The organism is Pseudomonas sp. 43(2021), assembly GCF_017490805.1.
Lineage (GTDB): Bacteria > Pseudomonadota > Gammaproteobacteria > Pseudomonadales > Pseudomonadaceae > Aquipseudomonas.
The window spans coordinates 138,734-165,263 of sequence record NZ_JAFGYJ010000006.1 but is presented as its reverse complement, the minus strand read 5'-3'; the positions used below and the strand labels follow the sequence as shown (position 1 = coordinate 165,263).

At 63.2% G+C, this 26,530-nt stretch carries 22 protein-coding genes; 9 read left to right on the top strand and 13 right to left on the bottom strand.

Going from position 1 to position 26,530, the window contains the following annotated elements:
- Positions 1 to 115: 115 nt before the first annotated feature.
- A complete protein-coding gene (nudC, locus tag J5M71_RS07350; RefSeq protein ID WP_207831167.1) occupies positions 116 to 946 on the bottom strand; it encodes an NAD(+) diphosphatase in 831 nt (276 codons plus the stop codon).
- Between the two features lie 37 nt (positions 947 to 983).
- Complete coding sequence (locus tag J5M71_RS07345; RefSeq protein WP_207831166.1) at positions 984 to 1,796, bottom strand: crotonase/enoyl-CoA hydratase family protein; 813 nt, start codon at positions 1,794 to 1,796, stop codon at positions 984 to 986.
- Positions 1,797 to 1,946: 150 nt separating this feature from the next.
- On the opposite strand from J5M71_RS07345, the gene nhaB reads away from it, so the two are divergent.
- The 4 genes from nhaB (at position 1,947) to J5M71_RS07325 (ending at position 6,028) form a co-directional block, all read left to right on the top strand.
- Positions 1,947 to 3,449, top strand: a complete 1,503-nt coding sequence (nhaB, locus tag J5M71_RS07340) for a sodium/proton antiporter NhaB (RefSeq protein WP_207831164.1) — start codon at positions 1,947 to 1,949, stop codon at positions 3,447 to 3,449.
- A 201-nt stretch (positions 3,450 to 3,650) separates the two neighbouring features.
- On the top strand, positions 3,651 to 4,265 hold the full coding sequence (locus J5M71_RS07335; protein WP_207831162.1) for a dihydrofolate reductase family protein: 615 nt from the start codon (positions 3,651 to 3,653) through the stop codon (positions 4,263 to 4,265).
- Between the two features lie 80 nt (positions 4,266 to 4,345).
- The gene (locus J5M71_RS07330) at positions 4,346 to 4,891 is read left to right on the top strand and encodes a lipocalin family protein (protein ID WP_207831161.1); all 546 of its coding nucleotides are present in this window, start codon (positions 4,346 to 4,348) and stop codon (positions 4,889 to 4,891) included.
- 177 nt (positions 4,892 to 5,068) lie between these two features.
- A complete protein-coding gene (locus J5M71_RS07325; protein WP_207831159.1) occupies positions 5,069 to 6,028 on the top strand; it encodes a ribonuclease Z in 960 nt (319 codons plus the stop codon).
- Positions 6,029 to 6,388: 360 nt separating this feature from the next.
- Here the strand turns inward: J5M71_RS07325 and J5M71_RS07320 are convergent, their stop codons facing one another.
- Both J5M71_RS07320 and J5M71_RS07315 read right to left on the bottom strand, forming a co-directional pair.
- Positions 6,389 to 7,672, bottom strand: a complete 1,284-nt coding sequence (locus J5M71_RS07320; protein WP_207831156.1) for a Zn-dependent hydrolase — start codon at positions 7,670 to 7,672, stop codon at positions 6,389 to 6,391.
- A 137-nt stretch (positions 7,673 to 7,809) separates the two neighbouring features.
- On the bottom strand, positions 7,810 to 9,300 hold the full coding sequence (locus J5M71_RS07315; protein WP_207831154.1) for an NCS1 family nucleobase:cation symporter-1: 1,491 nt from the start codon (positions 9,298 to 9,300) through the stop codon (positions 7,810 to 7,812).
- Between the two features lie 341 nt (positions 9,301 to 9,641).
- Here J5M71_RS07315 and hydA point away from each other — a divergent pair, with 341 nt between their 5' ends.
- The 3 genes from hydA (at position 9,642) to preA (ending at position 13,821) form a co-directional block, all read left to right on the top strand.
- On the top strand, positions 9,642 to 11,081 hold the full coding sequence (hydA, locus tag J5M71_RS07310; protein WP_207831152.1) for a dihydropyrimidinase: 1,440 nt from the start codon (positions 9,642 to 9,644) through the stop codon (positions 11,079 to 11,081).
- Positions 11,082 to 11,178: 97 nt separating this feature from the next.
- Positions 11,179 to 12,546, top strand: coding sequence for an NAD(P)-dependent oxidoreductase (locus tag J5M71_RS07305; protein ID WP_207831150.1), 1,368 nt, complete (start codon positions 11,179 to 11,181; stop codon positions 12,544 to 12,546).
- On the top strand, positions 12,547 to 13,821 hold the full coding sequence (gene preA, locus J5M71_RS07300) for an NAD-dependent dihydropyrimidine dehydrogenase subunit PreA (RefSeq protein ID WP_207831148.1): 1,275 nt from the start codon (positions 12,547 to 12,549) through the stop codon (positions 13,819 to 13,821).
- A 130-nt stretch (positions 13,822 to 13,951) separates the two neighbouring features.
- Here preA and J5M71_RS07295 read toward each other — a convergent pair whose 3' ends face one another.
- The 4 genes from J5M71_RS07295 to gnd form a co-directional block, all read right to left on the bottom strand.
- Complete coding sequence (locus J5M71_RS07295) at positions 13,952 to 14,572, bottom strand: TetR/AcrR family transcriptional regulator (protein ID WP_063913067.1); 621 nt, start codon at positions 14,570 to 14,572, stop codon at positions 13,952 to 13,954.
- Positions 14,572 to 14,928 (bottom strand): VOC family protein, encoded by a 357-nt coding sequence (locus J5M71_RS07290; RefSeq protein WP_087500006.1) that lies wholly within the window; start codon positions 14,926 to 14,928, stop codon positions 14,572 to 14,574. Before J5M71_RS07290 ends, J5M71_RS07295 begins: the two co-directional genes overlap by 1 nt.
- Positions 14,929 to 15,189: 261 nt before the next feature.
- A complete protein-coding gene (gene zwf, locus J5M71_RS07285) occupies positions 15,190 to 16,695 on the bottom strand; it encodes a glucose-6-phosphate dehydrogenase (RefSeq protein ID WP_207831146.1) in 1,506 nt (501 codons plus the stop codon).
- Entirely contained in the window at positions 16,692 to 17,726 is a 1,035-nt protein-coding gene (gene gnd, locus J5M71_RS07280; RefSeq protein WP_267933413.1) for a phosphogluconate dehydrogenase (NAD(+)-dependent, decarboxylating), read from the bottom strand. The genes zwf and gnd overlap by 4 nt, the downstream gene beginning before the upstream one ends.
- Positions 17,727 to 17,878: 152 nt before the next feature.
- Here gnd and J5M71_RS07275 point away from each other — a divergent pair, with 152 nt between their 5' ends.
- Positions 17,879 to 18,046 carry a DUF6026 family protein gene (locus tag J5M71_RS07275; RefSeq protein WP_013973320.1) on the top strand — a complete coding sequence of 56 codons (168 nt, stop codon included), beginning with the start codon at positions 17,879 to 17,881 and terminating at the stop codon, positions 18,044 to 18,046.
- 42 nt (positions 18,047 to 18,088) lie between these two features.
- On the opposite strand, the gene J5M71_RS07270 is transcribed toward J5M71_RS07275, so the two are convergent.
- Genes J5M71_RS07270 through tssI form a run of 5 tightly spaced genes read right to left on the bottom strand, consistent with a single transcriptional unit; the run spans position 18,089 to position 24,059 of the window.
- Positions 18,089 to 18,346 (bottom strand): PAAR domain-containing protein, encoded by a 258-nt coding sequence (locus J5M71_RS07270; protein ID WP_207831144.1) that lies wholly within the window; start codon positions 18,344 to 18,346, stop codon positions 18,089 to 18,091.
- A 53-nt stretch (positions 18,347 to 18,399) separates the two neighbouring features.
- Positions 18,400 to 19,362, bottom strand: a complete 963-nt coding sequence (locus J5M71_RS07265) for a PoNe immunity protein domain-containing protein (RefSeq protein ID WP_207831142.1) — start codon at positions 19,360 to 19,362, stop codon at positions 18,400 to 18,402.
- 15 nt (positions 19,363 to 19,377) lie between these two features.
- Positions 19,378 to 20,334 carry a PoNi-like cognate immunity protein gene (locus tag J5M71_RS07260; protein WP_207831140.1) on the bottom strand — a complete coding sequence of 319 codons (957 nt, stop codon included), beginning with the start codon at positions 20,332 to 20,334 and terminating at the stop codon, positions 19,378 to 19,380.
- A gap of 9 nt (positions 20,335 to 20,343) precedes the next feature.
- Entirely contained in the window at positions 20,344 to 21,747 is a 1,404-nt protein-coding gene (locus J5M71_RS07255; RefSeq protein ID WP_207831138.1) for a hypothetical protein, read from the bottom strand.
- A complete protein-coding gene (gene tssI, locus J5M71_RS07250; protein ID WP_207831136.1) occupies positions 21,744 to 24,059 on the bottom strand; it encodes a type VI secretion system tip protein TssI/VgrG in 2,316 nt (771 codons plus the stop codon). Before tssI ends, J5M71_RS07255 begins: the two co-directional genes overlap by 4 nt.
- 897 nt (positions 24,060 to 24,956) lie before the next feature.
- On the opposite strand from tssI, the gene glgA reads away from it, so the two are divergent.
- The gene (glgA, locus tag J5M71_RS07245; RefSeq protein WP_207831134.1) at positions 24,957 to 26,516 is read left to right on the top strand and encodes a glycogen synthase GlgA; all 1,560 of its coding nucleotides are present in this window, start codon (positions 24,957 to 24,959) and stop codon (positions 26,514 to 26,516) included.
- Positions 26,517 to 26,530 lie beyond the last annotated feature (14 nt).

Here is a 26,530-nt window from a genome sequence, read left to right as displayed (position 1 = left end):
CTGCTTACCCGCCCTATCTGCGCGAGAAATGTCCTCCGCCGTCGTTGCAGGACTTGGCAATGGAATGACCATTGCCTGCGCCCTGCGCCTAGTCGGAGAACATTTCTCACTGCAGCTAGGACGGGAAAGCAGGGATATCACAGCCCAGCCGCCGTGCAACATAAAGGTCGATCAGGTACCGGGCAATCGAACGCCCGGCCGGCAGCGGCGGCAGGTCGTGGACGCTGAACCACCTGGCGTCCTCGATCTCGTCCGGCTGCATGACGATATCGCCGCCGGCATACTCGGCATGGAAGCCCAGCATCATCGAATGCGGGAACGGCCAGCACTGGCTGCCGACGTACTGGATGTTCTGCACCTCCACCGCCACTTCTTCACGCACTTCGCGCACCAGGCAGTCCTCGGCCGACTCGCCCGGTTCGGCGAAGCCTGCCAACGTGCTGTATACCCCGGTGACGAAACGCGGCGAGCGCGCCAGCAGGATTTCGTCGCCACGGGTCACCAGCACGATCATGCTCGGTGAAATGCGCGGGTAGCTGCGCAGGTCGCAGGGCTGGCAGTACATTGCCCGCTCCCAGCGAATCTGCGTCATCGCCTGGCCGCAGCTGCCGCAGAAGCGGTGCTCACGGGCCCAGGTGCCGATCTGTGCGGCATAGCCCAGCACTGTGTAGGTATCGAAGTCACCTTCGAGCATGAACGCGCGCAATCCTCGCCAGGCGCAACCGGGCACGTCGGTGGCGCTGCGCAGCTCCAGCAGGAACACCGGCTGGCCGTCGAAGTGGCCAATGCCGTGCTCGCACAACACATCGAGGTCCTGGCGCTTGAGCCAGTCGCGGGGGAACAGCGCGCCGTTGTCGTCCACCAGGAACCCTTCCGGGCTGCGGGCCACGGCCAGCCCCCCGGTGATCTGCGGGTCGAGTACTGCGGTAGTCCAGCGTGCTGACATGTCGGGGGGTTCCTTTACTGCGCGTCCCCCGGCCTGATCAGTCGGCGAACGTCGGTTTCTGTTTGCTCATGTGCGCCGCCACTGCCACGCGCAGGTCTTCGGACTGCAGCATCGCGGCGTTCCAGGTGGCGATGTACTCCAGGCCATCGTCGATGCGATGGTCACGCATGTAGCTGAGCATTTCCTTGGTGCCGGCCACGGCGATCGGCGATTTTGCGGCAATCTCGCGGGCGATGGCAAAGACCCCGTCCATCAGCGCGGCCTGATCATCATAGACCCGGTTGACCAGGCCAATGCGCAGCGCCTCTTCGGCCTCGACATTGCGCCCGGTGAAGGCCAACTCACGCATCATGCCGTCACCGATGATACGAGGCAAACGTTGCAGTGTGCCGACATCGGCGGCCATGCCCATGTCGATTTCCTTGATCGAGAACTGCGCGTCGCTGCTGCAGTAGCGCATGTCGCAGGCCGAGATAAGGTCGATGGCACCGCCAATGCAGTAACCCTGCACCGCTGCCAGTACCGGCTTGCGGCATTTGTCCACGGCATTGAACGACGCCTGCAGGCGCAAGATGGTGCTGCGCAGGAAGCGCGCATTGCGGCCCACGTCCTTGCCCATCTGCCCGGCCAGCGAGGCCAGCATCATCAGGTCGATACCGGCGGAAAAATGCTTGCCGGCACCGCTGATCACCACCACCCGCACCGCGTCGGTGTCATCGACCCACTGGAAGATGTCGGTGATCTCCTCCCAGAAGGCCGCATTCATCGCATTGACCTTTTCCGGGCGGTTGATCTGAACATGGGCAATGCTGTCGGTCAGTTCGACCTTGAATGCGCTGTACTCGGTCACGGGCGGCACTCCTGCGGGTGAAGGGTTCATGGCACGGATGGTAACCCAGCCCGATGACCGCACTTGTGCCAAAAACGGGACTTTACGCCTTGCCTAAGACGCGCTGATCCGGCACCGTGCGCCATCGCCGAATCATAAGGATACAAATTCATGTCGCGCTCCCTGACCGGCGCCCTCGCCCACAGCTTTCTGGGCCAGTCGCCGCTTTGGTACAAGGCAGTCATCTGCCTGTTCCTGGTGCTCAATCCGCTACTGCTGCTGACCGTCGGCCCGGTCGCGGCCGGCTGGGCACTGGTGCTCGAATTCATCTTCACCCTGGGCATGGCCCTGAAGTGCTACCCGCTGATGCCCGGCGGCCTGCTGCTGGTCGAAGCCCTGTTGTTGCAGATGACCACCCCGCAAACCCTGTACGAAGAGTTGCAGCACAACTTCCCGGTGATCCTGCTGCTGATGTTCATGGTTGCGGGCATCCACTTCATGAAGGAACTGCTGTTGTTCCTGTTCTCGCGCATTTTGCTGGGGGTGCGTTCGAAGGCGACCCTGGCGTTGCTGTTCTGCGTGCTGTCGGCATTCCTCTCAGCGTTTCTCGATGCGCTGACCGTGACCGCCGTGATCATCAGCGCCGCGGTCGGCTTCTATGCGGTCTACCACCGCGTCGCCTCCGGGGCCAACCCGCGCGAAGACGGTGCACTGGACAGCGACCAGCAGATCGCACAGTTGCACCGTGAAGACCTCGACCAGTTCCGCGCCTTCCTGCGCAGCCTGCTGATGCATGGCGCGGTGGGTACCGCCCTGGGCGGCGTGTGTACGCTGGTGGGCGAGCCGCAGAACCTGCTGATTGGCCACGAAATGGGCTGGCACTTTGCCGATTTCTTCCTGAAGGTGGCACCGGTGTCGCTGCCGGTGCTGGGCGCCGGCCTGCTGACCTGCGTGCTGCTGGAGAAGCTGCGCCTGTTCGGCTATGGCACGCTGATGCCCGAACCGGTGCGCCAGGTGCTGGCCGCCTACGCCGCCGAGGACGATGCTGCGCGCACCACGGCCCAACGCATTGCGCTGTGGGTGCAAGGGTTCGCCGCACTGATCCTGATCGTCTGCCTGGGGCTGCACGTTGCCGAGGTCGGCCTGATCGGCCTGATGGTGATCGTGCTGATCACGGCCTTTACCGGCATCACTGACGAACACCGCCTGGGCCGTGCCTTCCAGGACGCCATGCCGTTCACCGCATTGCTGGTGGTGTTCTTTGCCGTGGTAGCGGTGATTCATCAACAGCAGCTGTTCAGCCCGTTGATTGCCTGGGTGCTGGCGCTGCCGGCCGAGCAGCAGCCGGGCATGCTGTACCTGGCCAACGGCCTGCTGTCGGCGATCAGCGACAACGTATTCGTCGCCACTATCTACATCACCGAGGTGAAGCAGGCGTTCCTCAATGGCGGCATGAGCCGTGAGCATTTCGAGACGCTGGCGGTGGCAATCAACACCGGTACCAACCTGCCCAGTGTGGCGACACCGAATGGGCAGGCGGCGTTCCTGTTCCTGCTGACTTCGGCGATTGCACCGCTGATCCGGCTGTCGTATGGGCGGATGGTGTGGATGGCCTTGCCCTATACCGTAGTGATGGGTGGCCTGGGGTGGTGGGCGGTGACCTACTGGCTGTGATGTAGCCTGTACCGGCCTCTTCGCGGGTGAACCCGCTCCCACAGGTACTGCACAGCCTGCGAAACTGTGGAGATCATGTGGGAGCGGGTTTACCCGCGAAAGGGCCAGTGCAGACCACTCAAACAGCCCTGTCGATTCTGCTGCCTGCCATTCGACTATCCCATGCCCACAGCCACCCCGGCTGCCAACAGGAGAGTCCCCATGCGCAAACTCATCGTAGCCGCCTTCATCAGCCTCGACGGTGTCATGCAGGCCCCCGGCGGCCCGCAGGAAGACACCAGCGGCGGCTTCACCTACGGCGGCTGGATCGTGCCGTATGCAGAGGAAGTCTTCGGCCAGGCCATGCAGGCCCTGTTCAGCGAGCCCTTCGAGCTGCTACTGGGCCGGCGCACCTACAACATCTTCGCCGGCTACTGGCCTGACATCAAAGACAGCTCGGAAGACTTCTCCATCGCCAACCTGTTCAACAGCGTGCCCAAGCACGTGGCCACCCACAACCCCACAACCCTCGACTGGCACAACAGCCATGCCCTGGGCGCGGACATCACCGCAGCGGTTCGCACGCTGAAACAGCAGGACGGCGCCAACCTGCTGACCCAGGGCAGCAGCGAACTGGTACAGCAACTGCTGGCGGCAGGCCTGGTCGATGAACTGCAACTGCTGATCCACCCGCTGCTGCTCGGCCACGGCAAACGCCTGTTCGGCGACGATGCGGCAGCGGCGGCCTTCACCCTGCAGCACTCGCAGGTTTCGCCCAAGGGCGTGGTCATCGCCCGCTACGTGCGCGCAGGCGAAGTGCAGACCGGTTCGTTCTGAAAGCTACAATCCCGTACAACTTTTGCCTCTCGCCCGCATCGAAACACAGGTAAGCCCCGTCCGTATCAAGGAGGTTCACCATGGCGCTACGCACCACGTTGCTGCTTTCCTGCATGACCCTGGCCCTGCTCGGCTGCGCCGGCAACGACCACCCGGCACCGCCGCGTACCCAGCAGGTCGACCTGCAACGTTACCAGGGCACCTGGTACGAACTCGCGCGGCTGCCGATGTTCTTCCAGCGCAACTGCGTGCAGTCCGAGGCGCACTACGGTCTGCGAGAGGACGGCCGCCTCGACGTGACCAACCGCTGCCAGGAAAAGGACGGCCAGTGGAACCAGGCCAAGGGCATCGCCGAAGCCCAGCAACCGGGTAGCACCGACAAGCTCTGGGTGCGCTTCGACAACTGGTTCAGCCGCCTTGCGCCCGGCCTGGCCAAGGGCGAGTACTGGGTGCTGTACCACGATCAGGACTACCGCGTGGCCTTGGTCGGCCACCCGAACCGCGAATACCTGTGGCTGCTTTCGCGCACGCCCGCGGTCACCGACCAACTGCGCGAGCAACTGCTGATGATCGCCCGTGAGCAAGGCTATGACACCAGCAAGCTCATCTGGCGACAGGCCGAGTAGGCAAACCTGGCGGGCCATCGACGACATGCGGCAATCCGGCTAAGGTGTGCGCCCCGTATCACCTCGAAGGAACGAGCCCGTTGAGTACCACGCCGCCACCAGCACCTTGTATCCGCCTGATGCATATCGGTCCGCTGGTACAGGCGTCGCTGCCGGGCTGAAACAAGGAGCCAGACCATGGATTTGCTGTTCCTGGGCACCTCCGCCGGCGTGCCGACCAAGGCACGCAACGTCAGCGCCACCGCTGTGATCGAAGCCAGTGGCAGCCACTGGTACCTGGTCGACTGTGGCGAAGGCACCCAGCACCAACTGCTGCACACGCCGCTGTCGATCCGCGACCTGCGCGCCATCTTCATCACCCACGTGCACGGCGACCATTGCTTCGGCCTGCCGGGCCTGCTGGCTAGTGCCGGCATGAGCGGGCGCACCCAGCCGCTGGACCTTGTATTGCCCACCGCCCTGCACGACTGGGTGCGCCAGGGGCTGGTGGCCAGCGATACCTTCCTGCCGTTCGAACTGCGCCTGCTGGCCGTTGAAGACCTGGTGGAGTGGCGCAGTGAAGCCGTGCAGGTGACCAGCGTGCAGTTGTCGCACCGGGTGCCGAGCGTCGGCTTCGTGTTCACCGAACTCAACCCCGAACCGCGCCTGGACATCCCGCGCCTGGAAGCAAAAGGCATACCCCGTGGCCCGCTGTGGGGCGACCTGGCCAAGGGCCTGACGGTGCAGCATGGCGGGCAGCTGCTGCACGGCAGTGATTACTTGCGCCCTTCGCGCCCGCCACGGCGGGTGATCGTGTGCGGCGACAATGACAACCCCGCGCTATTGGCCGATGCCGCCAGGGGGGCGGACGTGCTGGTACACGAAGCCACGTTCACCCAGGCGGTGGTCGAGCGCACGGGGGTCACCTTCGGCCATAGCACCGCGGCTGCGGTGGCACGCTTTGCCGAAGCTGCGGGCGTGCGCAACCTGGTACTGACGCACTTCAGCGCCCGCTACCAGCACGACTCACGGCGCAGCCCGAGCATCGACGATGTGCGTGCCGAGGCGTTGGCCCACTATAGCGGGCGGCTGGTTCTGGCGCAGGACCTGCAGCGTTATCACATTGGGCGCGATGGCCGTCTTGAGCCCGCGGGATGAATTGTGGAGCTCGCAGGTGCTCGCCAAAAGATCTTCATCGCCTGTGAAATCGAGCGCCGCCCGCGCGGCGCTTCGCGGCACAAGGCCGCTCCCACATTTGTTGCAACGTGGCCATGCCTGCAAGAGAGGCGTTGCGCGCCTTGGTGCATTGTTTGAGGCCGGTGAGGCGGCGGTAGCGCCAGCCGGAAAACCGCCTCAAGGCAACAAGGCTGACAACCACGGCCTGTCAGGTTCGGCACGTTGCAACAAATGTGGGAGCGGGCTTGTCCCGCGAAGCGCCGCGCGGGCGGCGCTCGATTTCACAGGCGATGAAGATGTTGTGGCGAATACATGCGAAGCCCTCCACAACCCGCCGCTCCACTATGCCGCCAACCGCCCGCTGGCAATCGCCTCCGACGCCGCCAGCATCGCGCGCAGCAACACCGCGCAGCCCGCCGCCAGGTCCTCGGGCGTGGCGTTCTCGATCTCGTTATGGCTGATACCGTTCTCGCACGGCACGAAAATCATCCCCGCCGGCCCCAGCTCGGCCAAGAAGATCGCGTCGTGCCCCGCCCCGCTGACGATGTCCATGTGCGGCAGGCCCAGCGCCTGCGCCGACTCGCGCACGGCATCGACACACCCTTGGTCGAAGTACAGCGCCGGGAAATCGGCCGTGGGTACCAGTTCGTAGCTCAGGCCATGCCTGGCACAGGTCGCCTCGATCACCGCGCGCACATCGGCAATCATCGCATCCAGTTGCTCACCCTCCAGATGACGGAAGTCCAGGGTCATGCGCACTTCGCCCGGGATCACGTTGCGCGAGCCCGGGTAGGCCTGCAGGCAACCCACCGTGCCACAGGCATGGGGCTGGTGACCGAGGGCAGTGTGGTTGACTGCCTCCACCACCGCCGCCGCACCGACCAAGGCGTCCTTGCGCAGGTGCATCGGCGTCGGGCCGGCATGGGCCTCGACACCGCGCAGGGTCAGGTCGAACCACTTCTGGCCCAATGCGCCCAGCACCACGCCGATGGTCCTGGCCTGGTCTTCGAGGATCGGGCCCTGCTCGATGTGCGCTTCAAAATAGGCCCCCACCGGGTGGCCTGATACAGCGCGCGGGCCGGCGTAGCCGATGGCGTTCAACGCCTCGCCAACGCTGACACCCTGGGCGTCACGCTTGGCCAGGGTTTCCTCCAGGGTGAACTTGCCGGCGAACACCCCCGAACCCATCATGCACGGCGCAAAGCGCGAACCTTCCTCGTTGGTCCACACCACCACTTCCAGCGGCGCTTCGGTTTCCACGCCCAGGTCATTGAGGGTGCGGATCACCTCCAGCCCGGCCATCACCCCGAAGCAGCCGTCGAACTTGCCACCGGTGGGTTGGGTGTCGATATGGCTGCCGGTCATCACCGGGGGCAGCTTGGGGTTACGCCCCGGGCGACGGGCGAAGATGTTGCCGACGGCGTCGATGCTGACCGAGCAACCGGCGGCCTCGCACCATTGCACGAACAGGTCGCGGGCCTGGCGATCGAGGTCGGTCAGGGCCAGGCGGCACACGCCGCCCTTGGCGGTGGCACCGAGGCGGGCCAGGTCCATCAGGGATTGCCACAGGCGGGTGCTGTCGATGTGGTGCTGGCTGGATTGCAGTACTTGTTGAGCTGGGGTCATGGGGTTTTCCTCAGGCATTTTTGTTGTCTGTGCCGGCCTCTTCGCGGGTAAACCCGCTCCCACAGGTACAGCGCAGGTCCCGAGGTCAGCGCTTTACCTGTGGGAGCGGGTTTACCCGCGAAGGAGCCAGCGCGGTCTCACGGCAAAGGCTTGGCCACCCGCGCCGGGCTGCGCGCCAGCACGCCGGCAAAGAGGTAATACAGCGCCCCGCCCAGCAGCGAACCGGTGAACCAGCCGTAGTCGTAGAACCAGCTGAAACTGCTGTTGCCAATGGCCATCACGGTCAGCGCCACCGGCAGCGCAAAGGCGGCAAACCCGGCCCGATTCCATGCCGGGTACACGTCGTCGCGGTACAACCCGGCCAGGTCCAGCCTCTGCTGGCGGATCAGGAAGTAGTCCACCACCATGATCCCGGCGATCGGCCCCAGCAGGCTGGAATAGCCCAACAGCCAGTTGGAGTACACGCTCTCCAGGCTCAGGTCGGAGACGATCCAGCCCAGCTTCTTCAGCAACTCATGGCCCATCAGCGCCAGGCCGATGAAGCCGGTAAGCCACACCGCGCGGCTGCGCCCGATCAGGCGCGGGGCGATGTTCTGGAAGTCGTTGGTCGGCGACACGATGTTCGCCGCAGTGTTGGTCGACAGCGTGGCGATCACGATCAGCGCCATGGCCAGGGCCACCCAGAACGGGCTGTGGATCTTGCCGATCAGGCTGACCGGGTCGGACACGGTCTCGCCAACCAGCGACGCCGAGGCAGCGGTCAGCACCACGCCCAGCGCGGCGAACAGGAACATGGTCAGCGGCAAGCCGAAGATCTGCCCGAGAATCTGGTCCTTCTGGCTGCGGGCGTAGCGGCTGAAGTCGGGAATGTTCAGCGATAGCGTGGCCCAGAAACCGACCATGGCGGTAAGCCCGGCGCAGAAGTAGCCGAGCATGCTCGCCCCTTCCGGGCGCTTGGGCGGCTGGGCCAGCAGTTCGGTCATCGACATGTGCGGCAAGGCCCAGAACAGCAGGCCGATGCCCACTGCCACCAGCAGCGGCGCCGACAGCGTTTCGAGCCACTTGATCGACTCGGCGCCACGCAGCACCACCCACAGGTTCAGGCACCAGAAGATCATGAAGCCGATCACCTCGCCGGTGCCGCCCAGGGCCTTCCAGCCGTCGAACACCGAGCCGAGGAACAGGTGGATGGCCAGACCGCCGAACATGGTCTGGATGCCGAACCAGCCACAGGCGACCACCGCGCGGATCAGGCATGGCACGTTGGAGCCGATAATGCCGAACGACGATCGCAGCAGCACCGGGAACGGGATGCCGTACTTGGTACCGGGGAAGGCGTTGAGGGTGAGCGGGATCAGCACGATCAGGTTGGCCAGCAGAATCGCCAGCAAGGCCTCGCCCACGCTGAGGCCGAAGTAGGCGGTGAGCACGCCGCCGAGGGTGTAGGTGGGCACGCAGATGGACATGCCCACCCACAGGGCGGTGATGTGCCATTTGTTCCAGGTGCGCTGGTGCACCTTGGTCGGGGCGATGTCGTGGTTGTAGCGCGGGCTGTCGAGGACATCGCTGCCCTCGGACAGCTCGAACAGGCCATCCTGCTCGACCACTTCCGATCTGCTCTGCTGCATGGGGCTTTCTCCAGATTTTCTTGTAGTTGTTTGCCCAGCGGGCTATTGCGATGGCCGGAGTACACACGCTTTATGTGCTTGAAAATCTTGACCAGATTTTCATCTTGTCAAGTCAGTCAAAGTTTTCAAAAGCCCCATAGTCAGCGCCATAAAACAATTTAATCCTCTAATTTCAATCACTTAAAAACCACAAAATTAATGGGAAAATTTTCTTGATGAATCGAGGATCAGCATCTAGCCTCCAATCTTGTCAGGCCTGACAGGATTAACCACCCTGCCCGCCCTGTACCAAGAAAATTCCAAGAACCGGCCCAGACCGGTCAGCCTGCGAGGAAAACGGCATGTCCCTGTTGATCCGTGGCGCCACCGTGGTCACCCACGAAGAGAGTTACCCCGCCGATGTCCTGTGTGCCGATGGCCTGATCCGCGCCATCGGGCAAAACCTTGAACCACCCACCGACTGCGAGATCCTCGACGGCAGCGGCCAGTACCTGATGCCCGGCGGCATCGACCCGCACACCCATATGCAACTGCCGTTCATGGGCACGGTGGCCAGCGAGGACTTCTTCAGCGGCACCGCTGCGGGCCTGGCCGGTGGCACCACCTCGATCATCGACTTCGTCATCCCCAACCCGCAGCAGTCGTTGCTGGAGGCGTTCCACACCTGGCGCGGCTGGGCGCAGAAAAGCGCCAGCGACTATGGCTTCCATGTCGCCATCACCTGGTGGAGCGAGCAGGTGGCCGAAGAGATGGGCGAACTGGTGGCCAAACACGGGGTGAACAGCTTCAAGCACTTCATGGCCTACAAGAATGCGATCATGGCCGCCGACGACACCCTGGTGGCCAGTTTCGAGCGCTGCCTGCAACTGGGTGCGGTGCCCACCGTGCATGCCGAGAACGGCGAACTGGTGTACCACCTGCAGAAAAAACTGCTGGCCCAGGGCCTGACCGGGCCGGAAGCCCACCCGCTGTCACGCCCCTCCCAGGTCGAGGGCGAGGCGGCCAGCCGCGCCATCCGCATTGCCGAAACGCTGGGTACGCCGCTGTACCTGGTGCATGTTTCCAGCCGTGAAGCGCTGGATGAAATCGCCTATGCCAGGGGCAAGGGTCAGCCGGTGTACGGCGAGGTCCTGCCCGGCCATCTGCTGCTGGATGACAGCGTCTACCGTGACCCGGACTGGGCCACCGCCGCAGGCTACGTGATGAGCCCACCGTTCCGCCCGCGCGAACACCAGGAGGCGCTGTGGCGCGGGCTGCAGTCGGGCAACCTGCACACCACCGCCACCGACCATTGCTGCTTCTGCGCCGAACAGAAAGCCATGGGCCGTGACGACTTCAGCCGTATCCCCAACGGCACTGCCGGCATCGAGGACCGCATGGCGGTGCTGTGGGATGCCGGGGTGAACAGCGGGCGCCTGTCGGTGCATGAGTTCGTCGCGCTGACCTCCACCAACACCGCGAAAATCTTCAACCTGTTCCCGCGCAAGGGCGCCATTCGTGTTGGCGCCGACGCCGACCTGGTGCTGTGGGACCCGCAAGGCACCCGTACCATCTCGGCCAAGACCCACCATCAGCAGGTGGACTTCAACATCTTCGAAGGCCGTACCGTGCGCGGCATCCCCAGCCACACCATCAGCCAGGGCAAGGTGCTCTGGGCCGATGGCGACCTGCGCGCGGAAAAGGGCGCGGGGCGGTATGTGGAGCGGCCGGCGTACCCGTCGGTGTATGAGGTGCTGGGGCGCCGGGCCGAAGTGCAGCGGCCGACGCCCGTGCAGCGCTGAAGCCATTGGGGCTGCTGCGCAGCCCATCGCGCAGCGGCCCCGGAAACCACCGCAATGCTTGTCGCCTGCATCCATAAAAAATAGAGAGGCTACAACCGTGATCGACGCCCTGAACCACTTGCCGCGCCCCCGGGCCGGCGCCGACCAGCTGGCCGAGCGCTTCAGCGACCTGGCCCCACCCCTCACCGCCCGCCAGGCCGCCGTCGAAAGCGCACGCTGCCTGTATTGCTACGACGCCCCCTGCGTCAACGCCTGCCCCAGCGACATCGACATCCCGTCGTTCATCCACCGCATCAGCGACGAAAACCTGCAAGGCGCCGCCGAACGCATCCTCTCGGCCAACATCCTCGGCGGCAGTTGCGCCCGCGTCTGCCCCACCGAAATCCTTTGCCAGCAAGCCTGCGTGCGCAACAACGCGCAGGAATGCGCACCGGTGCTGATCGGCCAGCTGCAGCGCTATGCCCTGGACAACGCCCATTTCACCGAGCACCCGTTCCAGCGCTCGCCGGCCACCGGCAAGCGCGTCGCCGTGGTCGGTGCCGGCCCTGCCGGGCTGTCCTGCGCCCATCGCCTGGCCATGCACGGGCATGATGTGGTGGTGTTCGAGGCCTGCGACAAGGCCGGTGGCCTCAACGAGTATGGTATCGCCCGCTACAAGCTGGTGGACGACTACGCCCAGCGTGAAGTGGAGTTCCTGCTCGGCATCGGTGGCATCGAGATCCGCCATGGCCAGCGCCTGGGCAGCAACCTCGGCCTGGGTGAACTGCGCGACCAGTACGACGCAGTGTTCCTCGGCCTCGGCCTGAATGCCGTGCGCCAGCTGGGCCTGCCGGATGAAGAAGCCCCCGGCCTGCTCGCCGCCACCAAATACATCCGCGAGCTGCGTCAGGCCGATGACCTGACGCAGCTGCCCCTGGCCGACCGCTGCCTGGTAATCGGCGCCGGCAACACCGCCATCGACATGGCCGTGCAGATGAGCCGCCTGGGTGCCCGCGACGTCAACCTTGTGTACCGCCGTGGCCATGCCGACATGGGTGCCACTGGCCACGAGCAGGACATCGCCAAGGCCAACCAGGTGCGCCTGCACACCTGGGCCCGCCCCGATGCCGTGCTGCTGGACGACACCGGCAAGGTGCGCGGCATGCGCTTTGTCCGCACCGAGCTGGCAGGCGGCCACCTGCGCGACACCGGCGAAACCTTCGAGCTGGCCGCCGATGCCATCTTCAAGGCCATCGGCCAACGCTTCGACGACGCCAGCCTCGGCGACCCGGTGGCCGCACAACTGGCACGCGACGGCGAGCGCATCCGCGTCGACGAAACGATGCAGACCAGCCTGCCAGGCGTATATGCCGGCGGCGACTGCACCGCCCTGGGCCAGGACCTGACCGTCCAGGCCGTGCAACACGGCAAGCTGGCCGCCGAAGCCATCCATGCCCAACTCATGCTCAACGTGGAGGCTGCGTAAATGGCCGACCTGTCCATCGAATTTGCCGGCATCAAGGCACCCAACCCCTTCTGGCTGGCCTCCGCACCGCCAACCGACAAGGCCTATAACGTGGTCCGCGCCTTCGAGGCCGGCTGGGGCGGCGTGGTGTGGAAGACCCTGGGCGAAGACCCGGCGGCGGTCAACGTGTCGTCACGCTATTCGGCGCACTATGGCCCCAACCGCCAGGTGCAGGGCATCAACAACATCGAGCTCATCACCGACCGCTCCCTGGACATCAACCTGCGCGAAATCACCCAGGTGAAGAAGGACTGGCCCGACCGCGCGCTGATCGTGTCGCTGATGGTGCCGTGCGAGGAGCAGTCCTGGAAGTTCATCCTGCCGCTGGTGGAAGCCACCGGGGCCGATGGCATCGAACTGAACTTCGGCTGCCCGCACGGCATGCCGGAGCGCGGCATGGGCGCGGCAGTCGGCCAGGTGCCGGAGTACGTGGAAATGGTCACCCGCTGGTGCAAGACGTATTGCTCGCTGCCGGTGATCGTCAAGCTCACGCCGAACATCACCGACATCCGCCAGTCGGCCCGCGCCGCGCATCGTGGCGGGGCCGATGCGGTGTCGTTGATCAATACCATCAACTCGATCACCAGCGTCGACCTCGACCGCATGGTCGCCCACCCCATCGTCGGTGACCAGAGCACCCATGGCGGCTACTGCGGTTCGGCAGTAAAGCCGATTGCCCTGAACATGGTGGCGGAAATCGCCCGCGACCCACAAACGCACGGCTTGCCGATCTGCGGCATTGGCGGCATCGGCAGCTGGCGTGATGCCGCCGAGTTCATGGCCCTGGGCAGTGGTGCCGTGCAGGTGTGCACGGCGGCCATGCTGCATGGCTTCCGCATTGTCGAGGACATGAAGGACGGCCTGGCGCGCTGGATGGACCAGCACGGGCACCGCAATATCGAGGCGTTCCGCGGCCAGGCGGTGGGGCATACCACCGACTGGAAGTACCTGGACATGAACTACAAGTCGGTGGCGCACATCGACCAGCAGGCATGCATTGGCTGCGGGCGCTGCCACATTGCCTGTGAGGATACCTCGCACCAGGCGATTGCCAGCACGCTGAAGGCGGATGGCACGCATGCCTACAACGTGATCGAGGAGGAATGCGTAGGCTGCAACCTGTGCCAGATCACCTGCCCGGTGGAGAGTTGCATCGAGATGGTGGCACAGGACACCGGCAAGCCGTACCTGAACTGGACGCAGGACCCGCGTAATCCCTACCGCGAGGCCAGCTGAAACCCATTGGGGCCGCTGCGCAGCCCTTCGCGGGTAAACCCGCTCCCACAGGGACCGCGCCGCTTGTGAGGGCAGCAAGACACCTGTGGGAGCGGGTTTACCCGCGAAGGGCCGCGCGGCGGCCCCGACCTCAAGGCTCCAGCCCGATCCCCCGCAAGATCACACTGGTCACCGTCTGCACGGCATTTTCAAAGGCCATGTCCGACAACGCCTCCCCGCCATTGAGCAATGCCACCTGGTAACCAAAGTCGGCATAGTGCTGGGTCGAAGCCCAGATCATGTACAACAGCGCCGACGGCTCCACCGGCAGGATGCGCCCCTCCTCCACCCAGCGGCGGATCTTGGCTTCCTTCAGCTTGGCCCAGGGCACCAGGCTTTCATCCAGGCTCACCCCCAGTACCGGCGCCCCGTGCAGCATCTCTTCGGCCCAAATCTTCGAACCCAGCGGCCGCGAGCGCGAATGGCCCATCTTCGCCCGGATGTAACTGGTCAGCACCACGCGCGGGTCGTCGAAGTTCTCGAAGCACAGCGCGTCCTGCTTCCACACATCCAGCAGATCCTGCAGCACCGCGCGGAACAGGTCGTCCTTGGTGCTGAAGTAGTAATGCAGGTTGGAACGCGGCAACTCGGCCTGCTCGGCGATATCCCCCATCGAGGTGGCGCCGTAGCCTTTCTCGGCAAACACCTTTTCCGCCGCCTGCAGGATCTTCTCGATATTGCGCCGGCGGATTTCGATCTTGTGATTGGCCATCAGGCTTGGGCCGTCCACACCGCCAGCTCATAACCATCCGGGTCGATGAAGTGGAAGCGCCGCCCGCCAGGGAAAGCAAAGGTGGCCCGGCTGATTTTCGCCCCGACTGCTTCGATCCGCTGCTGCGTAGCCTCCAGATCGTCGGCGTACAAGATGACCAGCGGCCCGCCCGGGCGCACCGGCTCCCCCGTGGTGAAGCCACCGGTCAGCCGGCCATCACTGAACTCGGTGTAGGACGGCCCGTAGTCGGTGAACGCCCAGCCGAACACACTGCCGTAGAAGGCCTTGCTCCGTGCGATGTCGCTGACATTGAACTCGATGTTGTCGATCTGCCGGTCAGTACCGCGAATGCCCATGTGTGCTCCGTGCCGAAAGGGTTTGCCCTAGTCTACTCCGGTCGTTTCACACTTTTATATCAGGCAGCCTGAAACAACCGGGTAATCAGGGCATAGTCTTCGATGTGGGCGGACATTGAGACGTCTTTGTGTGGTTGCCTGTGCTGGCCTCTTCGCGGGTAAACCCGCTCCCACAGGTACATCACAGGCCTTGAAACCATCGATATCCCTGTGGGAGCGGGTTTACCCGCGAATAGGCCGGCACAGGCTTTACAAACAAACTCAGCCCAAGCTGTGCCACTCCCGCTTGTCCCGCGCCAGCAATTCATTGCCGGCCTCGGGCCCGTCTTCACCGGCCGGGTACTCATGCACCTCGCCGCCCTGGGCCCAGGCATCGAGGAACGGCTGCACCGCGCGCCAGCCGTTTTCGATGTTGTCAGCCCGCTGGAACAAGGTCTGGTCACCGGTCAGGCAGTCGTAGATCAGCGTCTCGTAGCCGGTCGCCGGGGTCATCTTGAAGAAGTCCTTGTAGGCAAAGCCCAGCTCGACATTCTCCATCACCAGCTCCGGCCCGGGGCGCTTGGCCTGCAGGTCGAACCACATGCCTTCGTTGGGCTGAATCTGGATTTTCAGGTAGTTGGGCTTGGGCCGTTCCAGCTCCGATTCACGGAACTGCGCATAAGGCGCAGGCTTGAAGCAAATGGCGATTTCGGTGTCACGCACGCTCATGCGCTTGCCGGTACGCAGGTAGAACGGCACCCCGGCCCAGCGCCAGTTGTCGATCATCACCTTCAGCGCCACATAGGTCTCGGTCTGGCTATCGGCCGCAACGTTGGCCTCCTGACGGTAGCCGGGCAACTGCTTGCGCCCCTGCTTGCCGGCGCTGTACTGGCCACGCACGGAGTTTTTCAGGGCCATCTTCGCCGACCATGGGCGGATGGCACCGATCACCTTGGCCTTTTCGCTGCGCACGGCATCAGCGGCGAACGCGGCCGGGGGCTCCATGGCCACCATCGCCAACAACTGGAACAAGTGGTTGGGCACCATGTCGCGCAGCGCCCCGGTGCTGTCATAGAACGCGCCTCGGGTCTCGACACCGACGGTTTCCGCGGCGGTGATCTGCACATGGTCGATGTAGTGGTTGTTCCAGAACGATTCGAACAAACCGTTGGAGAAGCGGCTGACCAGGATGTTCTGCACCGTCTCCTTGCCCAGGTAATGGTCGATGCGGTAGATCTGCCGCTCGCCCATCACCTTCAGCAGGCAGGCGTTGAGCGCTTCGGCGCTGGCCAGGTCGGTGCCGAAGGGCTTTTCGACCACGACGCGACGAAAGCCGCCGGCCGATTCGTCGAGCAGCCCGGCCTGCCCCAGGCGCTGCGCCACCTCGGGGAAGAAGCGCGGCGAGGTCGCCAGGTAGAAGATGGCGTTGCCATGGCGGGTTGTGTCGATGCGCCTGGCAAGGGCCTGGTAGGTGGCCGGGTCGAGGAAATCGCCGGTCTGGTAATCCAGGCGCTTGGCCAGGCGTGCCCAGCGCTTCTCGTCCAGGCACTTGGTCGTGTCCTCGCCACCTTTGTCACGCTCGACCATGAAGGCATGCAGGCGCCCGGCGAACTCCTCGGCAGTGGCCGGGTTGTGGTCGACCCCGACGATGCGCAGGTTGCGGTCCAGCAAGCCGTCACGGCTGAGGTTGTACAGCGCCGGCATCAGCAGGCGCTTGACCAGGTCGCCATTGGCGCCGAACAGGAACAGGGTGCAGGGTGGTGCGGCCGGAATACTCTGTTTGGTCATTCGCCTTTCTTCTCGACATGGCCACCAAAGCCCAGGCGCATGGCCGAGAGAATCTTGTCGCCATAGGTGCCCTGCTGCTGACGCGAACGGAAGCGGGCGAACAGTGCGCTGGACAGTACCGGCACCGGCACCGCCTGCTCGACGGCGGCGTCGATGGTCCAGCGGCCTTCGCCACTGTCAGACACCGAGCCACTGAACTGCGACAGCTGCGGGTCGGCCACCAGCGCATCGGCAGTGAGGTCGAGCAGCCACGAGGTGACCACGCTGCCACGCCGCCACACTTCGGCGATTTCGGCCACGTTCAGGTCGAAACGCTGGTCTTCCGGCAGTTCGTTGCCGCCCTTGCTGCGCAGCAGGTCGAAACCTTCGGCATAGGCCTGCATCAGGCCGTATTCGATGCCGTTGTGCACCATTTTCACGTAGTGCCCGGCACCGGGTGGGCCGGCGTGGATGTAGCCGTGTTCGGCACGCTGATGCTCGCCGCTGCGGCCATGGGTACGCGGGATGTCACCCACCCCCGGCGCGAGCGCCTTGAACAGCGGCTCCAGGCGCTCGAACACATCCTTTTCGCCACCGATCATCATGCAGTAGCCACGGTCCAGGCCCCACACGCCACCGGAGGTGCCGACGTCCAGGTAATGCAGCCCGCGCTTGGCCAGCTCGGCGGCGCGGCGCACGTCGTCCTTGTAGAAGGTGTTACCGCCGTCGATGATCGCATCGCCCGGTTCCAGCAGTTCGGCCAGTTGGGCGATGGTCTGCTCGGTGGGCTCGCCGGCCGGCAGCATTACCCACACCGCACGCGGTGCTTTCAGCTTCTGTACCAGCGCACCGAGGTCGTGCGCGCCCTGGGCGCCTTCGCTCTCCAGGCCGTCGATGGCCTCACGGTTGCGGTCATGCACCACAGTACGGTGGCCGGCGCGCATCAGGCGCCTTGCGATATTGCCGCCCATGCGGCCCAGCCCGATGATTCCCAGTTGCATGAGCCGATGCTCCCCTTTCGAAATAAATGACAACACAATCCAGCTTTTCAGATTAGTCCAGCGAACCGATCGAGGGTTCAGCGACGAACGGCGAGACCACGATAAACAAAAAAGTTCCCAAGGCCTGCGAAAGAATTCAGAATGCGCCCGCGTGAAGCGTCTACGCTTTGACTTGTCACTAGCCAAAACCGCGAGGTGTGCTCATGGGTACCTTGATGCCTGCAACCCCAACCCAGACCCTCTATGTCTCTGTGCGCCGTGATGAGCTGCGTAAACTGAAGGACGAACGTGACCAACTGCGCCAACAGGTCGCCCAACTGAACCTGCTGCTGGCGCAAGCGCGCACAGACGGCAAGGCCGTCAGCCTCTGAACCTGCCCCGTCCCTGTGGGAGCTGAACTGCTCCCGCATCGCTCAATCGAGCAGCCAGCTATTATCGCCATTTTCCAGGGTACCGCCATGACTGGTGGCATCGCCGATCCTGGCAAGCGGCTGCCCATCATCCATCATCAGTGCCGAGCCGCTGGTAATCACCGCCCCACACCCGAGCCTGTCGCCAACCCTGGCGGCTGCCCTGCCGTTGACGAAGAACAGGCTGGAGCCGCTGCTGATGCTGGTCGGTCCGCACGACGGGCAGTGATGAGGGTGACCCAGCAGAACGATGGCAGGCATTGTTGCCACTCCCGAATCATGTGAGGCGCCAGGCCCGCATGCCGGCAGCGCCATCAGAACGTTTTCGACAGCCGCCAGTGCACGACCTGGCCATCGATCTCAGGGAAAGGTACCTGGTGCATGAACACTTGCTCACCTACCATGCGCTCGACGCAGACGTAGTAACCGGGCCATGGGCAAGGTGTGCCGGAAGGCCAGCCTGGGGCATCCTCGCGCCTGGCGGTTTCCGGATCGCGGAACTGCTTGCCCAGGCGTCGGTAATGCGCCCTTTCGACGAGCGCCTGCGGGTAAAAGTGGGGAGCGCTTTCCAGGCCATCACCCTGCACTGACCATAAAAACGCCACCAGTGCCGCCTCGAAGGCCCAATAACCCAAGTGGTCGCTCCGTGCCCAGGTGTGGCGCTCATACCAGTAGCAATCGTGCGCATTGGCGTACCACTGCCCGAGATAGTGCATGAGCGCGTCATGCTGCGCGGGCCCTTTCAGGTCGAGGCTCTCCAGCAAGGCGCCATAAGGTTCGGGGTGAAGCAATAAGGTGCCAGGGTAGGCCTTGCCCAGCCGCTGGAACAGGCGATGCAGCAGCAGGTCGGGGCTGCGCTCGTCGTTCTGGTTCAGCCAGCCCAGTATCTGGCCGACACGCTCGGGGTAACCGCACAGCACCGCCAGCGACAGCAGCCACAAGGCAAGCCGGTATTCATCCGACACCCAAGGGCGCAACTGCTCGCTGGATGCCGGGTACGCCGAAAAATGCCGGGCGAACTGGGCGAACGCATAGTCTGCATAGGCCTCCACCAGTTCCATCGGCTCGCCACCGGAATACCGCTGCACTGCCAGCTCCAGTGCCATGTGTGCCCAGTCGCGGCTAAGGCCACGGTAGTGATGCCTGTGCTCGGCTGGCCCGATCAGCAATGCCTGGGCGTCAGGGTCGGCGAATTCCTGCTCTTTTTCACGCGTCGAAGCCAGGTAATGCTGCTCGACCATCCACGGGTCGCGCTTGATGCTGTCGAACTGGCCCATTGGCCCTCCCGCACGCTATAAGCCTTTCACCAAGCGCCAAACCAGAGAGCGCCCATTTTCGCTCGGCATCTCTACGCCTTGCATGAATGTCTGGGGCCCCACCGCCCATTCATCACATACCCACACGCCCGTGCGCGGGCAAATTTCGCCCGACCTGGCAAGCGCATCCGAATACGGCGCGCTTTGCAGTTGTTCAGGGAAGCTTTTGATAACTTGACGCTTGCGAGCATCGTCTACCAAATCCTTCGGGTAGAAAGGAAGATCTCTATAGGGCGTATCGTCGACGCCCCACAACACAGTGACCAATCCTGCCTCAAAGGCCCAATAGCCAAAGAAACCCGCATCGCTTCGTGCCTTGTGCCGGTCATGCCAATAACAGTTGCGCATGCCGCGATACCACTGCTTCAGGTAACTACGCACTGCCTGTTGCTGCTCATCCTTCTCAGTAGTTACGGCATTGAGCAATTCATGGTAGGGGCGCTCATGAATCAACGTACTCCCGGGGATCGTCACCCCCACACGGGAAAACAGTTGCCGCAACAGGATGTCCTCACCGTCATCTGGGGCTTCACTCAAAAAACCTGCGATTTGTCTGATGCGCCCGGGCTTGTTGAACAGCACTGCAAACGATAGAAGCCAGAGCGAGTACTGATACGCGTCCGGCTCCCAAATTTTCAATGAAAAATCTGGAAAAGCCTGCTTATGCCGCTGAAACTGAGAAAACACATGTTCAGCATAGGGCCGGAGGGACTCTATTGGCTCACCCCCTGAATACAATTCAATCAATAGCTCAAGTGACTGAAAGCACCACCCCCAACTTAACCCCTCCACATTAACGTAGTCTGGCCAAGACCTAGCCAAAAATTCCTCAGCACTCCGCTCAAAGTACTTCTCTTTCAAATACGACACATCGTCAAGATAAAACTTCTCTTGAAGAAGCGGCTCTCTTTTAACCAGATCAAAATGCGCCATGACATCCCCCTATCGAACAGTATCAACAATGGCACTTGCATTCCCATCGAGCTTAGTCACACTCGATACGACCCCGTTTTCGTTTACTACTATTAGCCACCGCTCGTACCCCGCTTCTCGAATCGCATCTCCCTCCTTACGTCCCAACACGCTTTGTAATCTGGGGACAATCCACGCATCACTCATCTGCCTGGCACTCGGATATCCCTCACTCCCCCTCGTAACCGGCAAATTACCCGGCGAAAACGCGCCCCCCGTTCGATACTTGGTCTCGGTAATGATGAACGGCGGCGGTGGATGGGCATTACGATAGACGCCATCCAGCCCGCGCCCGGTGGGTTTCATTTCCAGGCTGCGAGGCCCACGAGCGACCGACAGCAGGTTCTCATGGCCTTTGCCGAGCATGTACTGATCACTGACCACCTCCCCATAAATGCCCTTCTGCGCCCGGGTCGCCGTCGAATGATCGAACACGTGCACATTGGCGCCATGCGTGGCGGCAGCCGCAGAGGTGGGTACTGGCGGGCCGAGCGCACCCTCGGGGCGCTCGAGGTAACGCGGACGCATGCCAATGCCAGAAGTCACCCGCCCACCACTCATCGCCATGGGCACCGGCTTAGGCGCATGCACCCCGGCCTGCGCAATCTGCGCGGGCAGATCGCTGGCCTGTTCCAGCACCTTGGCCAACCTGGCGTCGAGTTGCATCAGCGCCTGTGGGATTTCCCGCACTGCATGCACCTGCACCGCGTAGAACTGCGCTTCCATGGCCTGCAGCCGCACCAACAGGTGCGACGCCGCCTGGTTGAAGGGCCAGTTGCCCAGGTAGCTGCGAAGCTTTGCCGTTGCAGCGATGACCTTGGTCAAGAACTGGTTCAGATAGGCCAGCAAATCCTTTTCATAGCTCGTGAACCTGACCTGGCGCAGCCAGAACTCCACGCTGCCGCGGGTGAACTTGCCAAGAAACGCAACCACGGTCCGCAAGATGATCTGGCTTTCGCGGATAAGTAGCAGGCACAAACCTCGCAGAAACGCTGCCGCTTCCTGGCCGACCAATGCACCTGCCACCGAGCCCACGGGCGTACCCACCGCCCCCACCGCGGCACCGATGATCGGCGCGATCAAAGTAAGCAGGCAGGCAACCAGCAGCACCCACTCCTGCCACTGTGGCGGCTGCGCCGTTGCCTGGCTGCCATCCGCCGTGTAGCGCTTGCCCAGGCGCAGGCACACTGCGGCCAGGTCACGGGCACTGAGCACAATCACTACCCCGGGCACCAACGACAGCAGCATGTCGGCGATGACCACGCTCAGTGGCCGTTCCTCGGCAAACTCGCCCAGCACCAGGTCACGCAGCCAGCCAAAGCCGCCTGCCACCTTTTCCACCGCTTCATCCAGCCAGTCAGCAGCGGAGTTCATGGCTGGCCACCTGCCGAGGTGCAGCCGGCAAGCAATGCCTGCAAGGCAGCATCCGGCTCGGTTGCGGTCGTCAGTTGCAGCGAGCCTTGGCCAACCTCGTAGCGCACCTGGGCGCTGCAACCGGGGGTAACGCCAGCCAGGCGGGCATAGCCGTTCTGATCGACCATACCCTGGCGCTGGGTGCCATCGGACAACGTCGCCACGTAGGCCGTGCCCGCAATCGGCGTACCGTCGGCATGCACCAGGCGAAACTCGATTTCATCCTGCAACGGTGCAGGCGGCTCACCGTAACGTGCAGGCGCCTTTACCTGGGCGATGGCATGCAACAGCAGTGGCTCGGGGCAACCGATTTCGATGCGGCCATCACCCAGCTTGATGAACGCCCCGCCGCAACTCAGGGTCAGCGACGTTCGGCTGTCGATGTGCACATGGCCGTGATGGCTGGTGATCGACACATCGTCATTGGCATCGACCCGCAGTTGCCCGCCGACCTGCACACGCTTGTCCTGCGCGACCTGCTCGCTGGCCTCGAGGCCAACCATCACGCTCAACGCCCCGCCAACGGCCAACGACTTGCCCAGGCCAATGCTTTCGACTTTGCCAAGGGCGACCGTTTCGCTCTTGCTGGCGCCGACCTTGACACTGCGGTTGCCACCTATGTGCACCACTTCGTCATGCTCGACGCGCTCGCTACGATCATTGCCGATGAACGTGGTTTCGTTGTGCTTCACGACGTTGTTCTGGTCGCGCTCGGCATGAATGAATACTTCCTGCCGCCCCAGTTCGTCCTCGAAGCGCAACTCGTTGAAGCCATCGCCTTTGTGGGTCTGGCTCTTGATGGTCATGCAGGTCTTGTGTTCGGGCAGGTCGTAAGGCGGCAGCTGGTCACCGCAGTAGGTGCGCCCGGTGATCATCGGCTGGTCAGGGTCGCCATTGACGTACTGGACAATCACATCCTGGCCAACACGCGGAATGGCCATCGAACCCCAACTGCCACCGGCCCAGCCTTGCGACACCCGCACCCAGCAGGAACTGAATTCGTTGTTGCTGCTTTCACGGTCCCAGGGGAAGCTGACCTTGACCCGCCCCCACTGGTCGCAAAATATCTCTTCGCCCGGCGGGCCGACCACGGTGGCCATGTGCGGGCCATCGATGCGCGGCTTGGCCAAGGGTGCCGGGCGCCATTCGGCCATGCCTTGCACCAGCAGCGCATCGTTCACATAGCGGGTACCTTGTTCGGCACCGGCGGCTTCTTCCTGCAGGCTGGTGAACTGCGTACCTTCGTGGCACAGGCTGATCACGCGCCAGTGCACATTGAGGTCTTCGCGCGGGTGGCCGACGAGGGTGAAGCTCAGGCCTGGCTGCAGGCGCACGTCATCGCCCTGCACTTCGGCCAGGCGGGCGTCATGGCGCAGGGCCGTCAGCCGCGTTTCAGTGAAGCGCTTGCCGACCGCATCGCGCTTGTAGCGGCCCGGGTAATCAAAAAACTCGTAGTCCAGCGACTGGTGCGTGATTCCGCTGGCCTGAGCCTTGTGCTCCTGGCGATAGGCCGGGTTGGTGAAGGTGTAGTCGCGCTGCACCTGCTGCGCGGTACGCACCTGCTCGCAGTAGCGCAAACGCCGCAGGCAGGCACGGGCTTGGTCGCCACCGCTACTGGCGTGGTACAGCACCTTGTCGGGGCCGAGATCATCTTCATCCAGCCAAAGCGCCTCATCATCTACGGGCTTTAGCGTGCCCCGGCTGAGCAACCCAAGCGATAGCAGGCGATCGGTAACGATCAGCGTGTGGTGCCTGGCGCAGTGCGCAAAGCGGTAGACGAAGCCCTCTTCAGCGGCAAGGCGATGGATGAAGTCGAGGTCGGTTTCCCCCGCCTGGACACAAAACTCACGCACCTGGTGCTCGGCGCTGCTATTGAACTCAAACCGGGCAATGCCCTGACGCTTGAACATCAGTTCAAGAATCTGCGGCACGGTTTTCTGCTGGAAGATGCGCCAGTTCGAACGCAAGCGGGCGCGGGCCAGTTGCGGCTCGACCAGGGCGTGGTAGCGCGTGCGACAGAAGCCGGTTTCACCCTGGCTGAAGGCACTGACCAAGCCATGCACATGACGCAGTGGCCGGTCTGCGCAATAAAGGGTGAATAGCGCAGGCTTGTCGAGCACCTGGCCGAAGTCGACATCACTGTCGTAACTGACAAGTTCAAGGTTCAGTAAAAATGGCTGGCTGATGGTTTCTTCCAGCTTGAATGAAACCACTTCGAACTCCGTGCGCCCGGCGAGCGCCTGAAATCCGAAGCGAAAGTCCGACTGTTTCATGAGTTGCTCTACCCGCCATCATGTTTACCGGCGAAAAACAACCACATCCTGGCTTTCTTCAAGATGAGTACGTCGAATGAAATTGCCCGTCGTCAACGCTCAAGCCGGCTAGATCCGTGGCATTGGCGGACTTGATCGATGACGACAGTGAGGATGAGGCAGTGACTGAAGAGCAACTTAAACCGTACCGCCCCGCCATGACAGGAACGATGGGTTTCATGCATTGACGATTTCGTAGGAAATTTCTTAACGCATCAACTTACAAAATTTTGCGCGCGCGAGTCCGATCGCTGAATCACCAAAAATTCAAGCCAGGAAAATAATAAAAACAGTTACTGAAAAGTTCGCGAAACAGCCACTTTCATTTTTCCTGAAATCACTCGGATTCCGAAATGCACCATTCTCTTGGAAGGCAATGACTCTGACACCCCTCCAGCGCACCAAAAAGGTGCGCAGCTATCCGTAATGGGGCAGCCCGCCTGCCCCTTCATCAACCGCTCCATCCCCTGCATTCACATCCAGTCACAACCGCCAACGTTTGCGTCTACTCCGCGGCACGACAATGGTGACCAGCGGGTCACATTTTTATCTCTTTCTCTCCTACACTCGGGTTTCGGCCCGCCATTTGCTCAACGGAAGAGTGACGAAAAAAAGTCGAACTTTACGGAACGCGGGCAGGTCAGGAACTAAGTAGGCCAAACGCAAAGGGACTTCCCAGCCTCGGCCCACACACCCCACCAGCCCAATCGCCTTCGGCGGGAATGCCGATCGCGCTGTGCCTGCGCGCACGAACCTGGGGCATGGAACGCACTACGCAGAAACCAGAAACAGAGAGAACCAACACGAAACATCGCCACGGGTGCCAGCACCCGGCCAAGCATAGGGACGGAGAGAAGTATGATCAGTGCCGCTGTCGAGCCTCACGTAGATTCATTCAACCCGGACAACCGCGAACCGCTCACCCCGGACTTCGCCGCGACAGGCAAGGCACCCGGCGCCCAGCGCCAGCACAACCGCAACAAGCGCAAGATATTGTTCGTGACCTCGGAAATCGCCGACCTGGTGAAGACCGGCGGCCTGGGCGACGTGTCCGCCGCCCTGCCCCGCGCCCTGGCGCACCTGCACGATGTGCGGGTGCTGATCCCCGGCTACCGCCAGGTGATGGAAAGCGACAACCCCATCCATATCGTCGGTGAACTGGGCGGCCACGCCGCCCTGCCGCCGTGCAAGATCGGGCGCATGGACATGGCCGACGGCCTGGTCATCTATGTGCTGATCTGCCCCGAACTGTATCAGCGCGACGGCACCCCCTATGGCGCCAACAACGGCCGCGACTGGCCCGACAACCACATCCGCTTCGCCCGCCTGGGCCTGGCCGCCGCCGAAATCGCCGCCGGCGAAGGCAGGATCCACTGGAAGCCCGAAGTGGTGCACGCCCACGACTGGCCCGCCGGCCTGGCGCCGGCCTACATGCACTGGCGCGGGCTGAGCACGCCCACCCTGTTCACCATCCACAACCTGGCCTACCAGGGCGTGTACAGCCGCGGCTGCAGCCCGGAGCTGGCAATCCCCGAACATGCCATGCAGCAGGAAGGCATGGAGTTCTACGGCAAGCTGTCGTTCCTCAAGGCCGGCCTGGCCTATTCCAGCCACATCACCACGGTCAGCGCCACCTATGCCCGGGAAATCACCACCCCGGAATTCGGCTGCGGCCTGGACGGCTTCCTCGCCAGCAAGGCGCAGCAAGGCCTGCTCGGCGGCATTCCCAACGGCATCGACGAAAGCTGGGACTCGGCTACCGACAAGCACCTGCAGCACAACTTCAGCATCAATGACTGGGAAGGCAAGGCGCGCAATGCCCAGGCAGTGCGCGAGCTGTTCAAACTGCAGCCCTCCGAAGGCCCGCTGTTCGCCGTGGTTTCGCGCCTGGTCTACCAGAAAGGCCTGGACCTTACCCTCGGTGTCGCCGACTACATCGTCGAGCAAGGTGGGCAGATCGCGATCATCGGCCGTGGCGAGCCCGAAGAAGAACAGGCCATGCGCGAGCTGGCGCTACGCCACCCGGGCCGCATCGGCGTGCGCATCGGCTTCAACGAAACCGACGCCCGGCGCATGTTCGCCGGCAGCGACTTCCTGCTGATGCCGTCACGCTACGAGCCGTGCGGCCTCAGCCAGATGTACGCGCAGCGCTTCGGTTCGTTGCCGGTGGCGCGCAACACCGGCGGCCTGGCCGACACCATCGAGTCCGGTGTCACCGGTTTCCTGTTCAATGAGTCCACTGTCGAGAGCTATCGCCAGGCCCTCAGCCGGGCCTTCTATGTCTACGGCAAGAAGGACCTGCTGAATGCCATGCGCTGCCTGTCGATGACCCAACCGTTCAACTGGTGCCAGGCCGTGGAACCCTACGCACGCCTGTACGAAGACCTGGTCAAGCAGGCGCAGCACAGCCACTACTGAGCGGGGAGCAGAAG